At 56.6% G+C, this 14,285-nt stretch carries 12 protein-coding genes; 5 read left to right on the top strand and 7 right to left on the bottom strand.

The genetic code is table 11. The features are described from left to right. The first annotated feature begins 52 nt into the window (after positions 1-52). Positions 53-646 (top strand): gamma-glutamyl kinase, encoded by a 594-nt coding sequence (locus ACXAET_RS05100; RefSeq protein WP_475182085.1) that lies wholly within the window; start codon positions 53-55, stop codon positions 644-646. Here ACXAET_RS05100 and ACXAET_RS05105 read toward each other — a convergent pair. From ACXAET_RS05105 to guaB, 3 genes are all read right to left on the bottom strand, one after another. After that, positions 643-2,934: an ATP-binding protein gene (locus ACXAET_RS05105; RefSeq protein ID WP_475182087.1), complete on the bottom strand. Its 2,292-nt coding sequence runs from the start codon at positions 2,932-2,934 to the stop codon at positions 643-645. The two genes, ACXAET_RS05100 and ACXAET_RS05105, sit on opposite strands and share 4 nt — an antisense overlap. 104 nt (positions 2,935-3,038) lie before the next feature. After that, positions 3,039-4,196: an RsmB/NOP family class I SAM-dependent RNA methyltransferase gene (locus ACXAET_RS05110; protein WP_475182088.1), complete on the bottom strand. Its 1,158-nt coding sequence runs from the start codon at positions 4,194-4,196 to the stop codon at positions 3,039-3,041. A 96-nt stretch (positions 4,197-4,292) separates the two neighbouring features. Further along, positions 4,293-5,741 carry an IMP dehydrogenase gene (gene guaB / locus ACXAET_RS05115; protein WP_475182091.1) on the bottom strand — a complete coding sequence of 483 codons (1,449 nt, stop codon included), beginning with the start codon at positions 5,739-5,741 and terminating at the stop codon, positions 4,293-4,295. A 218-nt stretch (positions 5,742-5,959) separates the two neighbouring features. Here guaB and ACXAET_RS05120 point away from each other — a divergent pair, with 218 nt between their 5' ends. Both ACXAET_RS05120 and ACXAET_RS05125 read left to right on the top strand, forming a co-directional pair. Next, positions 5,960-8,005 (top strand): ASKHA domain-containing protein, encoded by a 2,046-nt coding sequence (locus ACXAET_RS05120; protein ID WP_475182094.1) that lies wholly within the window; start codon positions 5,960-5,962, stop codon positions 8,003-8,005. Between the two features lie 24 nt (positions 8,006-8,029). Further along, positions 8,030-8,893 (top strand): class I SAM-dependent methyltransferase, encoded by an 864-nt coding sequence (locus ACXAET_RS05125; RefSeq protein WP_475182095.1) that lies wholly within the window; start codon positions 8,030-8,032, stop codon positions 8,891-8,893. 48 nt (positions 8,894-8,941) lie between these two features. Here the strand turns inward: ACXAET_RS05125 and ACXAET_RS05130 are convergent, their stop codons facing one another. The 4 genes from ACXAET_RS05130 to ACXAET_RS05145 form a co-directional block, all read right to left on the bottom strand. Continuing rightward, positions 8,942-9,769: a polyphosphate kinase 2 family protein gene (locus ACXAET_RS05130; protein WP_475182098.1), complete on the bottom strand. Its 828-nt coding sequence runs from the start codon at positions 9,767-9,769 to the stop codon at positions 8,942-8,944. A 126-nt stretch (positions 9,770-9,895) separates the two neighbouring features. Continuing rightward, positions 9,896-10,957 carry a methyltetrahydrofolate cobalamin methyltransferase gene (locus ACXAET_RS05135; RefSeq protein WP_475182100.1) on the bottom strand — a complete coding sequence of 354 codons (1,062 nt, stop codon included), beginning with the start codon at positions 10,955-10,957 and terminating at the stop codon, positions 9,896-9,898. A gap of 9 nt (positions 10,958-10,966) precedes the next feature. After that, the gene (locus ACXAET_RS05140; RefSeq protein ID WP_475182102.1) at positions 10,967-11,893 is read right to left on the bottom strand and encodes a methylenetetrahydrofolate reductase; all 927 of its coding nucleotides are present in this window, start codon (positions 11,891-11,893) and stop codon (positions 10,967-10,969) included. Positions 11,894-11,919: 26 nt separating this feature from the next. Then, entirely contained in the window at positions 11,920-12,216 is a 297-nt protein-coding gene (locus tag ACXAET_RS05145) for a virulence factor (protein ID WP_475182104.1), read from the bottom strand. Between the two features lie 240 nt (positions 12,217-12,456). Between ACXAET_RS05145 and ACXAET_RS05150 the strand changes: the two genes are divergently transcribed. Continuing rightward, positions 12,457-13,569: a Ppx/GppA phosphatase family protein gene (locus ACXAET_RS05150; protein ID WP_068331347.1), complete on the top strand. Its 1,113-nt coding sequence runs from the start codon at positions 12,457-12,459 to the stop codon at positions 13,567-13,569. Continuing rightward, the gene (locus ACXAET_RS05155) at positions 13,569-14,285 is read left to right on the top strand and encodes an RlmE family RNA methyltransferase (protein WP_475182107.1); all 717 of its coding nucleotides are present in this window, start codon (positions 13,569-13,571) and stop codon (positions 14,283-14,285) included. Before ACXAET_RS05150 ends, ACXAET_RS05155 begins: the two co-directional genes overlap by 1 nt.

The following is a 14,285-nucleotide window of genomic DNA, read 5'->3' on the forward strand; positions in this document are numbered from 1 at the left end:
AGTCGTTTACGCCAATCTGCTCTGGTAAGTTAGATCGAAACAAGGCCAATAAATGCTTGTTTTCTATAAGGAACGCCTCGCGTTTCTAGCAGTTCCCAAGACCGGTAGCACGGCTTACCACAGCGCCTTGCGCGACCGCGCCGATCTGGTGGTAGCTGGTCCGCCCGACCTGAAACACGCCCCTGTCCGTCGCTATGATCGCTTTTTTCAGAACATTTTCCGAAAAATGTACGATACCGAGATGGAGATTATGGCCGTCGTGCGCGAACCGTTGGATTGGCTGGGCAGTTGGTATCGTTTTCGCAGCCGCGACGAGCGGATCGGGCATCCACACTCCACGCGGAACCTTGGCTTTGATGATTTTGTACAGGCTTATATGAAATCCCCACGCCCGGAATTTGCGGATGTCGGCAGCCAAAGCCAGTTTTTTCGCACTCGAAGCAACGGCCTAGGTGCAAGTCACGTCTTTAAATATGAAAATCAGGACAAGATTCAGGATTTTCTGCAAGACCGGCTGAACATGCAGATCAATCTGCAGAGGGAAAACGTCTCGCCCCAACGCGAGCTTGTTCTTTCGCGTGCAACCGAGGAAGAATTTCGCAAACGGCATGCGGCAGAGTTTGCGTGTCACGCAGCAGCGCGTTAGTTGAGTTGCTGAAAAACCGCTTCGGTCAGTTGATTCAACGAGAATGGCTTTGGCAAGAAGGTCGAGTTTGAAATTTCCGGACCAGAATCGCCAAAGGCACCTTCTGTATACCCGGACATGAAAATCACCTGAACATCTGGTCGCGTTTCTTTAGCTTGCCGCACCCAAGTAGGGCCATCCATTCCCGGCATGACCACATCCGTGACAAATACATCGACATGCAGCGCACCATCCTCAAGCAATCGCAAAGCCTCTTCTGCAGACCCGGCCTCTAGCACAGTGTACCCCTTCAGCCGTAAGGCGCGTGTCGCAAAAGCACGCACCGGAGCCTCATCTTCAACCAGCAATACAACGCCTTCGCCTTGACGGGCGCTGTGTACGTTGGCTGAGGACAGTTTTTCAACCTGCCCCTGCGGGGTGTGAGTGGACACAGGCAAAAAGACCGTGAATTCAGACCCATGCCCTTGAAAGCTGTCGACAAAAATGAACCCACCTGTCTGCTTTACGATCCCGTAGACCGTGGACAATCCCAACCCGGTGCCTTCGCCGGTGCGTTTGGTGGTGTAGAAAGGCTCGAACACTTTTTGCAGCTTGTCTGGTGGGATGCCGACGCCGCTGTCGATCACTTTGACTGTGACGTATTCGCCAGGCTGAACAGTCGCGCGGTCACGGGTCAAAGGCGTGTTCAGCACGACCACCTCGGTCTCAATCCGGACCTCGCCACCATCCGGCATGGCGTCCCGAGCGTTCACAACAAGGTTCATGAGCACCTGCTCTAACTGCCTTTTGTCCGCCCGAACGGGTTTCAATACCGGATCATGACTGAGGATCAGGCGAATTTTCTCGCCAACCAATCGGTTCAAAAGGTGGATCAAGTCCGAGATCGTATCCCGAAGGTCCAATACCTCAGGCTGGAGCGTTTGTTTCCGAGAGAATGCCAACAATTGACTGACCAAGGCAGCAGCCCGGTTTGCGTTTTGGTTTATCTGAACAAGATCACCATAGTCGGGATCACCCTGGTCATGCCTAAGCAACAGCAGGTCGCAATGTCCCGAAATTGCAGTGAGAAGATTATTGAAATCATGTGCAACTCCGCCGGCAAGTTGTCCGACGGCCTGCATCTTTTGCCCCTGCACGAACTGTGCCTCAAGCGTCTTGAGTTCCGTTGCATCGTTTAACACGGCAATAAGGCAGACCTGACCCTTGTTCACGACACGAGCCAGTGTGACCTGAACAAAAACCTCTTTGTCCTGTCGGGCCAGACGCAGGAACTCTGACCGCATTGTCGGCTCTTGCGCGGCTGTGCGGGCGAGCCAATCAAGGATTGGATGCCCAAGACCTTGCATAATCTGATCGACCTTGGTTTCCCCAGGCTCGATATTGCCAATCAGTTTGACGGCCAGGCGATTGGCCTCAAGAATACGACCATCCGGCGACAGGCACATGATGGGGACAGGTAGATCGGCAAAGGATGTTGCATTGCTATTCTTTTCAGCCTGCACCATCGGTAAAATCAGCAAATCCCGCACTATTCCCGAGCGGCCAAGCTCGTACACGGCGGCAGACGCCGGGCCTTCTACCGTTTGCACCTCAGTGATGTTGTCTTTTTCACTTGGTTCGCTGGTAAACACATCACGAAGCTTCTCAGGTTGACGCCCCAAAAAATGTGCCGCTGCATGGTTTACTCGCAACAAGGTTCCGTTGCGCCCTTCGGTAACAACCGGCACCCTTACCTCATCCCACTGCCCCGGAACATCCAGATGGAAACGCCAGCAAAACCGCCCGCTACCTACATCGAACACAGAAACGGGAATGGTTGACCCGATCGTTACAACCTCTTCGCGCGCTTTGCCGTAAATCTCTGCTCGTGACTGCAACCGTAACAATATCGCTGGAGGGTTCGCAAACATGGATTTAAGACACTGCTCCAACCGATTGCCAGGAAAGGCGTGTATGCGCGTGCGCGCCTCAGGGTTCGCAGTCAGAATGTCGCCCTGAGCATTTGCGATCACGCAGGGAACCAGCTCTTGTTCCGAAAACACAGCCATGGTTTTAACCACCTGCTGCGCAATGTGGTCTGCAATTACTCCGCGTACAACGACTAGGAAAACAGCCGCCAAAAGGGAAATCCCGGCCACGATGAATCCGGTGTGCCACATCTTCGGCAATAGACCCACGATAGGCGAAAGGACCAACAGCTCACCGACCACGACCAAAGAGACGAGGCGCAGGCCAGAGGGTGTCTTTTTTAGTGAAGGGTCCGTGAAAACGTCAGTGGCGTCAGTCATAAACAACTCAAGTCGGTGGGCTTTTTCTCAGTCAGCCGACATATGGTTAACATCCGCTTAAGAAAGGCCGAGTACTTTCGTTTAAGTTGCTAAGCTCAGGTACGCTAGCGCGTCAAGTGTGCAGTAAAGAATCCATCAGTCCCGTTTGTGACCAGCCAGGTTTTGCGAAAGGTCTCGGACCAGGCCGGATTTGCGGAGAGGAACGCGTCGACAACCGCGCCGTTTTCCTCGTCGAGCATGGAGCATGTTGTATATGCCAGAACGCCGTCGTGGGTCAGCAGCGAAGACAGTTTCGACAGAATAGCGGCCTGAATCTCGGTCAACTCCATCAACCGCGTCTCTGTCAACGCCCATTTCCCTGCCGGAGCCCGACGCCACGAGCCGCTGCCAGAACATGGTGCATCGGCAAGTATGACATCAAACGGTTCGTGTTGATCAAGCTCTGCCGTTGAAACAAGCTCGACCCGCGCGCCAGCGCGCTCAGCCCGTGACGGAAGATCACGCAGCCGGTCGGGGTTAACATCATGCGCAAACACCTTGATACCCTGATGCGCTGCCAACGCCAATGACTTTCCACCACCACCGGCGCAATAGTCTAGTACACGCAGACCCTGACGCAAATCCAGCGCAGCTACAACCGCTTGACTGGCCGCATCCTGAAGCTCGACAAGGCCGTCCCGGTAAGCTGTGCTCTGACCGATTTTGCGAGCACCGTCTTTAACTTCCAAAGCTGTAGCACAAGCCGGGTGTGAAACAGCCAAAATATCTTCCGCAGCCAAGGCCGCGATAGCCGTCGACACGTCCGCCTTGATGAGATTGACCCGCAGATGTACCGGTGCACGATGTTGCAACGCCTGCGCCTCCGAAATTGCCTGATTTCCAAGCGAAGACTGAAATCTGGGCCATAACCATTCCGGAATATCCAAGCGTTCAGCGTCGGTATCAAAATCACGCCCCACCTCAGCTGCGGTCACGACTGATGGCGCGTGGCGCGCACCCGAGAACAGGTCATCCAGCCGTTCACCCGCCGCCCGCACAGCTCCAATCATCAGGCCACGCCCGGTCGCTGACCCTCCAAGCGCTGCATAAGACCGCTTGCACCGAATTGCGGAAAAAACGTGATCCCGTACCGCTGCGCGATCTTTCGACCCTGCAAATCGGCTTCGACGTGCCCAATTGGTCAGCGACTTTTCAACGGGTATGCCGCCAAGTATCTCGTCAAGAATCTCTATCGCAGCTTGAATACGCGCGGCCGGGGTCATGGTTTCTTCCATTTTTTTCGCAAGGGCACAAAAACCAGCGCCACGATAGCAAATCGGCGCCACAGTCCGGACGTCGCGTTGCGCAGAGACCTGCGTTTACATCACACGGTAGTTCGGGCTTTCACGGGTTATCTGCACATCATGCACATGGCTTTCCTTCAGGCCCGCACCCGTGATTTTAACGAAACTGCAGTTTCTGCGCATCTCTTCCACTGTCGCACAGCCAGTATAGCCCATTGCCGCCCGCAGGCCGCCGACAAGTTGGTGAACCACTGCGCTGGCCGAGCCTTTATACGGCACTTGTCCTTCGATCCCTTCGGGCACCAGCTTGTCATTTGCTGCGTCCTTCTGGAAATAACGATCCGCCGAACCGCGCGCCATTGCACCAAGGCTGCCCATGCCGCGATATGACTTGAACGAACGGCCTTGGTACAGGATCACTTCGCCCGGGCTTTCGTCCGTACCTGCAATCATCGAGCCAACCATGGCGCAGGATGCGCCCGCCGCAATCGCCTTGGCGAAATCGCCCGAGAATTTGATACCGCCATCGGCAATCACCGGAACATCCCCAGCGGTGGTCGCGCAGTCCATGATTGCCGTCAGCTGAGGCACGCCGACCCCAGCCACCATCCGCGTGGTACAGATAGAGCCGGGTCCGATACCGACTTTGATTGCATCCGCACCAGCGTCGATTAGTGCTTTGGTCGCCTCGCCCGTGGCGACGTTACCGGCGATAATCTGCACCTCGTTCGACAGTGTCTTTGCACGCTTCACCGCGTCTATAACGCCCTGCGAATGTCCATGTGCCGTATCCACAACGATGATATCCACGCCGGAATCCACCAGTTGTTCTGACCGAGCAAATCCTTCATCCCCGACCGAGGTCGCCGCGGCCACTCGCAACCGACCCAAATGGTCTTTACAGGCGGTCGGGTTCAGAACGGCTTGTTCGGTATCTTTAAGCGTCAGAAGACCGGTAAGCTTGCCTTTACCATCTACCACCAACAGCTTTTCGATACGCCGCGCCCGCATCAGACTTTTTGCTTCTTCCAAATCGGCGGGTTCTTGCAGCATCGCCAAATTGTCCGAGGTCATCATTGCCTTGATTGGCGTATCGTCCGACGTCGCGAACCGCATGTCACGGTTGGTCACGATGCCAACCACACGGCCCCCATCGTCAACAACCGGAAAACCGGTGAAGTTATACCGCTGCACCAGCGCCTGAGCGTCTGCCAAGGTCTGATCGGCGCGCAGCGTGACGGGGTTGTAGACGATACCCGATTCAAACCGCTTGACCCGGCGCACCTCGCGAGCCTGCTCCTCTATCGTCAGGTTCTTGTGAATGACGCCAATCCCGCCGGCCTGCGCCATGGCTATGGCCATGCGCGCCTCGGTCACAGTATCCATCGCCGAGCTGAGCAACGGGATATTCATCTTGATCGCACGGGTCACGCGCGTGGTCGTGTCTGCCTTGGCAGGCAGCACCGTGGATGCCCCCGGAACCAAAAGTACGTCGTCAAAGGTGAGTGCCTCACGAATCTGCATCTGCTACCCTCATGCAAAAGCCCGTTTGGCGGTGACCCTATTGCATGGATTTACGCCAAGTAAAAGCCCCTGACCCAAACTAGTTTTCTCCTGCAGACAGATGCCACGCCAAAAAACGACGCTCACAGTTTCAAAGGTGCCGCTGAATGGCCTTTCCCTTTGCGCTCAAACCCATATCTTGCCGGGCATACGCGCGAATACAAAAAGGCAGGCCAGACATGACCACCGATCCTCTTGTTGTCTTCACCCCTTCGGGCAAACGCGGGCATTTCCCTGTTGGCACCCCGGTTCTGACTGCGGCCCGGCAGTTGGGCGTAGATTTGGACTCGGTCTGCGGCGGGCGCGGAATATGTTCGAAATGTCAGATCACACCCAGCTATGGCGAGTTTCCCAAACACGGTGTGACAGTATCCGATGGCGCGCTGAGCGAATGGAACGCGGTAGAACAACGCTATGATGACAAGCGCGGTCTGAAACCGGGCCGTCGTCTGGGCTGCCAGGCCACGGTCCAGGGCGATATCGTGATTGATGTGCCGCCGGAAAGTCAGGTACACCGCCAGGTCGTCCGCAAAGCCGCAACGGCGCGCGCCATCACGATGGACCCGGCAACCCGGCTGTATTTCGTTGTCGTGGAAGAGCCCGACATGCACTCACCCACCGGCGATTTGGAGCGTTTGGAGCGTGCCCTGCGCGAGCAATGGCAGATCGACGCCGTAACTGCCGATCTGTCACTGATGTCCAAGCTGCAACCGGTTCTGCGAAAAGGAAAATGGGAAGTCACGGTCGCCCTTCACAAGGGTCACAAGGACCCGGTCGCGCGCATCGTTGAAATCTGGCCCGGCTTGCATGAAAGCGGTTTGTACGGTCTGGCCATCGACCTTGGTTCAACCACCATCGCTGCACACCTGACCGATCTTGAAACCGGAGAGGTCAAAGCCTCCTCAGGGCTGATGAACCCACAGATTCGGTTCGGTGAAGACCTGATGAGCCGAGTGTCCTACTCCATGATGAACCCCGGCGGCGATCAAGAGATGACGAAAGCCGTGCGCGAGGCGATAAATGACCTGACCACCTCGATTGCTCAAGAGGCCGGGATCGACGCCGACCTGATTGTCGAGACGGTCTTTGTCTGCAACCCGGTCATGCACCACCTGCTGCTTGGGTTGGATCCGGTAGAACTTGGCCAGGCACCTTTCGCGCTGGCAACCTCTGAAAGCATCTCGCTACCCGCGCGCGAAATGGACCTGACCAATATGAATCCGCGCGCGCAGGTCTACATCCTGCCTTGTATCGCGGGTCATGTCGGTGCGGACTGCGCCGCCGTGGCCTTATCAGAAGAACCGGGCAAGTCCGATGACCTTGTGCTGATCGTGGACGTGGGTACGAATGCCGAGCTTCTGCTTGGCAACACCAGCCGCGTTCTGGCATGTTCCTCGCCGACGGGTCCGGCATTCGAAGGTGCTCAGATCAGTTCCGGCCAACGCGCGGCACCCGGCGCGATCGAGCGTATCGAGATCGACCCTGCAACCAAAGAGCCGCGCTTTCGCGTCATCGGATCCGAAAAATGGTCCAACGAAGAAGGCTTTGATCAGGATGTTGCAACGACCGGTATTACTGGCATCTGCGGATCCGGCATCATCGAGGCTGTCGCCGAAATGCGTATTGCTGGCTTGGTGGACGAAAGCGGGCTGATCGGATCAGCGGATCAAACAGGCACCTCTCGTTGCGTTCCCGAAGGTCGCACGCATGCTTACCTTATCCACGATGCCAGCGCCGAGGGCGGCCCGCGTATTACTGTGACCCAAGGAGATATTCGCGCCATCCAACTGGCGAAATCAGCGCTCTACGCAGGTGCCCGCCTGCTGATGGACGAGATGGAAGTCGACAAAGTGGATCGAGTGGTGCTGGCCGGGGCATTTGGTGCCCATATCTCAACCAAACACGCCATGGTTCTGGGCATGATCCCGGACGCGCCGCTGGACCACGTGACAAGCGCGGGCAACGCCGCGGGTACTGGCGCGCGGATCGCCCTGTGCAACATCGCAGCCCGGGCCGAGATTGAGCGCGTTGTGCGTGAAATCACCAAGGTCGAAACCGCAATTGAGCCCAAATTTCAGGACCATTTCGTCGCCGCCAACGCTATCCCGCACAAAACCGATCCGTTCCCGGAACTGGCGCAAGTGGTCAGCTTGCCCTCGCCCACGTTCAACGCGGGCGGAGGGGATGAGGAAAAGTCTGGCCGCCGTCGCCGTCGCCGGTCATAGTCGCCCCACCGGCAGGAGGTCATCATGCAAGTTGCGAACGAAGAACAGGCGGAATACTGGGGTAGCTCGCCCTCTGGTGCCAAGTGGCTGACCTATGAGGAGCAAATGGATGAGTTGCTTGAACCAGTTCTCGATCTGGTCTTCGAGCGCGCGAATTTGCGGCCCGGCATGCGTGTGCTGGATATCGGCTGCGGCACCGGGGCAAGTTCGGTAAGGGCCGCGCAGATTGTCGGCAGCACCGGGCATGTCCTTGCCGCAGATTTGGCGCAGCCATTTGTGACCCGCGCCGCGCAACGGGCCGCAGAGCATGGGTTGGTCAACGTAGATTTTCAATACGCAGACGTTCAAACCTATCCGTTTCCAGAGGCTGATCGCGACGCGATGATCTCGCGTTTCGGGGTCATGTTCTTCGAAGACCCGGTTGCGGCCTTTGCCAACATAAGTCGCGCCTTGAAGCCGGGCGGTCTGATGACCTTTGCCGCTTGGGGGCCGCTAAACGGAAACCCTTGGTTCAAGACGCCGCATATCGCTGCCTGTGCGCGGTTGGGCAACCCACCGCCCATGGACCGAAACGCCCCCGGCCCTCTGGCCTTTCACGATCAAGATCGGGTGTCGGGTCTCTTGGCGGACGCTGGTCTGACCGAAATCGTTGTAGAACCAGTACCCACCCATCTGCACATTCGCAGCACGCTGGAAGAGTGCGCCAAACTGTGCACGCGGATCGGGCCTGCTGCCCGGCTGATCACCCTTTTCGAAGGCGATGACCAAGACGTTCTGGCGATTCAACAGTCAGTGGCTGAAGCCTTTCGACCCTTTGCCACCGAAAACACCGTTGAAATTCCGGCGCTGATCAATCTGTTTCAGGCGCGTCGACCTGAGACTGATTAGGCCAACAACGCGTCGTTTTGCGCAAAGCGACTATTCGCTGGGCCTCAACTACTCTGTCCTGGCATGCAGACTATCAATCAGAGACTGATCAACATTCAGAACCTTGCAAGCCGCGTCCAATGTGCGCTTGTCCAAATGCTGAGGGTTCAGATCAATATCCTTAGAAAACGTGTCCACAATGGCCCGCATGGCGGCGACTCTTGCGTATTTCTTGTTGTTGGCCGGGATCACATGCCACGGAGCAATATCCGTTGACGTTCGTGCAAACATCTCATCGACCGCAACCTTGGCTTCCGCCCAACGCTCTCGGTTTCGAAAATCTTCATAGGTCAGTTTCCAGCGTTTCATCGGGTTACGCAAACGCTCGGTGAACCGCCTCATCTGCTCGTCCGGGCAAATGTGGAAGAACAGCTTAACGATCCTTGCGCCATCATCGATCAACATCCGCTCAAAATCGTTGATCTCGCGATAGGCCGCCCGCCAGCGTTCTTCCGGAGTGAATTTTTCTAGTCGCTCCACCATTACGCGTCCGTACCAACTGCGATCGAAGGCCGAGATGGCACCTTCCGGGGGCAAACGCTCCCAGAAACGCAACAAATAATGGCGGTTCAGATAGTAGTTTCTGGGCGCTCCAATCGGCCAGACCTTGAAACTTCGAGGATCCAATGCCTGACTAATCCGTCGAATAGTGCCGCCCTTGCCGGCCGCATCCCAACCTTCAAAAACAAGCACACCTTTCACACCGTGAAACAAAAACGCTTGCTGGATCAAGGCCAAGTGCGCTTGCAGATTGACCAGTTCTTGAAAATAAGCCTTTTTCTTCAGACGCTTACTTAAGTCGGCGTCCGCCAGTTTCGGAGGGGTATGTTTTTTCATTTCAAAACCTGATCCTTGCCGCGAGAATCCCGGCAGTGTCGCATGCCGAAATTTCTATGTCATTGATCAGGGTCAATGAAAAAGGCCGGGCGTAGTACCCGGCCTGTGATCATCCTGTTGCAGCGATTACGCGCGGCGACGACGGCCACCGCCACGGCGTCCGCCAGCAGCGCCAGCGGCGCCAGCCTCTTCTGGCGCTTTGTTGAACTTGATCCACTCACCACCATGCGGGTCGTTGTTGGTCAGCAGATTGGCGGCGCGGATGGCCTCCATCTCTTTACCAGGGCGCGGCTTTGTTGAGCCCAAGCCGAACATTTGAACGAATGTCTCATCGTCCATGCCCTCGGGCAGAATGATGCCTGCAGCGGCGACAGCTTCTTTCTTTTCAGCAATCTTTTTCTGCGTCACCGGCAAAGCCACCGGGTTCATGATCGCCGAAGTCATACCTGCACCCATAGCTATAGGCAGGAAGGCATTGTTGATACCGTGACGGTTCGGCAGACCGAACGAGATATTGGACGCACCGCATGTGGTGTTTACACCCAGTTCTTCACGCAAACGGCGCACCAGGGCAAACACTTGCTGACCAGCCGTTGCCATCGCGCCAATCGGCATCACCAGCGGGTCAACAACGATGTCATGGGCGGGAATGCCATAGTCGGCAGCACGTTCTACGATCGTTTTCGCAACCGCAAAACGGACATCCGGGTCTTCGGAAATCCCGGTGTCATCGTTCGAAATTGCAACAACCGGTACGTTAAACTTTTTGACCAACGGCAGAACCAGTTCCAGACGCTCTTCTTCACCCGTGACCGAGTTCAGCAAAGGCCGACCTTCAGCTGCTTCAAGACCTGCTTCCAGCGCCCCTGGAACCGAAGAGTCGATGCAAAGCGGCACATCAACCAATCCTTGAACCAGCTCAACGATCTTGCGCATCAGCGGCGGCTCGGTCTCGTTCGGGTTGGGGTTCGAGTTATAGACAACGCCAGCATTGATATCCAGAACGGTCGCACCCGCCATCACCTGAGCCAGCGCGTCTTTTTCGACAGTTGAGAAATCGCCTGCCTCAAGCTCGGCCGCCAGTTTTTTTCGGCCGGTCGGGTTGATCCGCTCACCAATGACACAGAACGGCTCGTCAAAGCCCAGAACCGCGGTTTTTGTTTTTGATTCTACGACTGTACGAGTCATATCCGTTCCTTAAGAGTTAGCTGGCTTTGCCGAAGCGCCGCCATTGTCGATTGCCCAATTGGCGTTGGTCTTGATGCCACCAAGCGGGAAGAAATGCACATTGGTGATGTTAAAGTCCGGGTTGGCCGCCTTGTGCTCTGCCAGTTGGGTCAACACGTCGGTCGGCTCGTAGGGCAGCAGCAATTTGGATACATCCATCGCACGTTTCTGCAGAACCTTCAGGGACGGGCCTACGCCACACGCAATCGCGAATTTGATCAGCGTTTGCAGCTTGGCCGGTCCCGCGATGCCGATATGGATCGGCAAGTCGATGCCTGCTTTTTTCAAGCCGTCTGCCCAGGCGATGATCGGCTTAGCGTCGAATGCGAACTGCGTAGCCAAAGCCATCTCGGCATCCGTGGTTTCGCTGAATTTCTGTTTCCAGCGCAGCGCATCCTCGACATTCTTTGTCGAACCGTCCGGGTCGATATCCTTGTTGCCCTCGGGGTGGCCCGCCACGTGCAGACGCTTGAAGCCCGCCTTGTCGAACAGCCCGCTTTCCAGCAACTGCATCGAACTGTCGAACGCACCGTGCGGTTTTTCTACGCCGCCGGCCAGCAAAAGCGCCTGATCAACGCCTGCTTCGCCCTGATACATGGAAATCCAGTTTTCCAGCGTTGCCGCGTCCTTGATGATACGCGCGGGAAAATGCGGCATGACCGGATAGCCCTCATCCGCAATCCGTTTTGCCGTCTTGACCATGTCCTCGATCGGCGTGCCCTCGATATGGGCGATGTAGACGCGCGTGCCTTCGGGCAGAAGTGCGCGAAAATCTTCGACCTTCTCGGCGGTGCGTGGCATCACCTCGATCGAATATCCTTTCAAAAAGGCTTCGACGGTCGGGTTTACCGGGGCCTTTTCAGCCGCATCACGTTTCTTGAAGTTCAGCAAAGCCATTGCGGCCTCCCATAAAAATCTGGGGCTCATGCCCAACCGTCATTGGCGATCAGTGCCTTGACACGGTCCTGATCGAATTCCTTTTCCAAACGCAGGGCTTCCGCCTCGGCAATCTCGGACGGGTCGCCCTCAACTGCAAAGGGTTCGGCTTTGCGCCACTCGGCCAGATAGGCATCACTGTCCTTGGCGTTCACCTTCATGGCAGCCCGGTCGATGGCTTGTTCGAACCGTTCCTCCAACTGCCGCTTTGCACCGCGACGACCTTTGCCGACGATGACTTGGGCCGGGATATCGCGCCAGTATACGATGGTGACGTCAGGCATTGCCTTTGATTCCTCCTAACCAGATGTGACGGTTCTAAACACCTATATGGGCCAAGGTCGGTCGGTTTTCGACACACGGCGTATTTCAAACGACCTTTTGCCTTGGATGCTGTCCGCGCTTTCTATCGAAAACACAAACAAATGCGCACCTCAAAATACTCATCACCTTAATGAGCGTCTTGCAGGTTGGATTGGGCCGACATATGGTCGGGGTAACTCGAAAATCGGAGGGCGTGGAAGATGGCGCCCAAGCGTCCCAAAGGTGCGGGCGCGTTCCCGAAGGCGGTCGAAAGCCCCGCGCCGGCAAGACCCGATCCAGACGCGTTGTATGCGGCACTGGATTTGGGAACAAATAGCTGCCGCATGTTGATAGCCCAGCCCAAGGGCAGCGGGTTTCATGTGGTCGATAGTTTTTCCAAATCCGTGCAGCTGGGCGCGGGTTTGGAACGGACCGGACGGTTGTCTCGGTCCTCGATGGCGCGCACTATTCAAGCGCTTCGCATCTGTCAGCAAAAACTGAAACGCAACAAGGTCAAACGCATGCGCCTTGTCGCGACCGAGGCGTGTCGGCGTGCAAAAAACTCACGCGATTTCATTCGTCAGGTAAAACGCGAAACCGGCCTGACACTTGAAATCATCCAGCCCGAGGAAGAGGCACGTCTGGCCGTCATCTCGTGCGCACCGCTGGTGTCGACCAAGACCGAGCAGTTGTTGGTCGTGGATATCGGTGGCGGTTCGACCGAGTTGGTGTGGATTGATATCTCGTCTGTTCCGCGCCGCGATCGCCCTGCTGCGATCATGCGTTTGCACAATGGGTTTCACACGGTCGAAAGCCCGTTTCCCGCAGCCAAGGTCGTAGATTGGATCAGCGTTCCGCTTGGTGTCGCGACGTTGAGGGACCAGTTTAACGATGTCGAAGACGACTCAGCCCGCTTTGCCTTGATGAGCTGGTTTTTCGAAGAAAACCTGGCCGACTTTGCGCCCTACAAGGACGAGCAGGCCCGGGAAAGGTTTCAGATTGTTGGAACCAGTGGGACGGTGACGACCGTGGCCGCCTCTCATCTTGGGTTAAAGCGCTATGACCGGACCAAGGTTGACGGTCTGCGCATGACCAGCGATCAGATTGACAAAGTCATACGCGGATACTTAGAACTCGGCCCACTTGGGCGACGGCGCGATCCGCGTATCGGTGACGACCGGCAAGCCCTGATCATGTCCGGCTCGGCCATTTTGCAGGCATTGCTGCGTTGCTGGCCCACTGACCGCCTTTCCGTGGCGGACCGTGGGCTGCGCGAAGGTTTGCTTTATGCCCAGATGAGCGCGGACGGCGTATTGGAAGACGGACCGTTTTGATGGCGAAAAAACCGACCGGCAAGAATACCTCGGGCCGCGGACAACGCGACCTGAAGGTCAAGGTGAAGACCGCGCGCGGGCGAAAGCTCAGCTCGACCCGCTGGCTTGAGCGGCAATTGAACGACCCATACGTCAAACGCGCGCAGGCCGAAGGCTATCGCGGGCGCGCGGCATATAAGATTCTTGAGTTGGACGATAAGTTTCGCTTTCTCGTCCCCGGTGCGCGTGTTGTCGACCTTGGCTGTGCGCCCGGCGGCTGGTGTCAGGTCGCTGTAAAACGTGTGAACGCGCTGGGCGAACGGTCCGGTAAACGCGTCGGCACTGTTTTGGGTGTCGATCTGCAAGAGATTGAACCCGTGGCTGGCGCGGAAACTCATGTGCTGGATTTCATGGAGGACGACGCCGACCAAAAGGTCAAAGACTGGCTGGGTGGCAAGGCGGATGTTGTCATGTCCGACATGGCGGCAGCCTCGTCAGGACACAAGCAAACCGACCATCTGCGGATCATGGCCTTATGTGAAACAGCGGCCTATTTCGCCTTTGATGTGCTAGAGGAGGGCGGCACCTTTGTTGCCAAGGTTCTGGCCGGCGGTGCCGAGGGCGATTTGCAGAAGCTGCTCAAGCAGAAGTTCGAAAAGGTTGCGAATGTAAAACCACCCGCGTCCCGATCCAACAGCTCTGAAAAATTTGTGGTCGCGACAGGCTTTCGCGGTTGA

It is taken from the genome of Ruegeria sp. AWH4_226 (assembly GCF_056159225.1).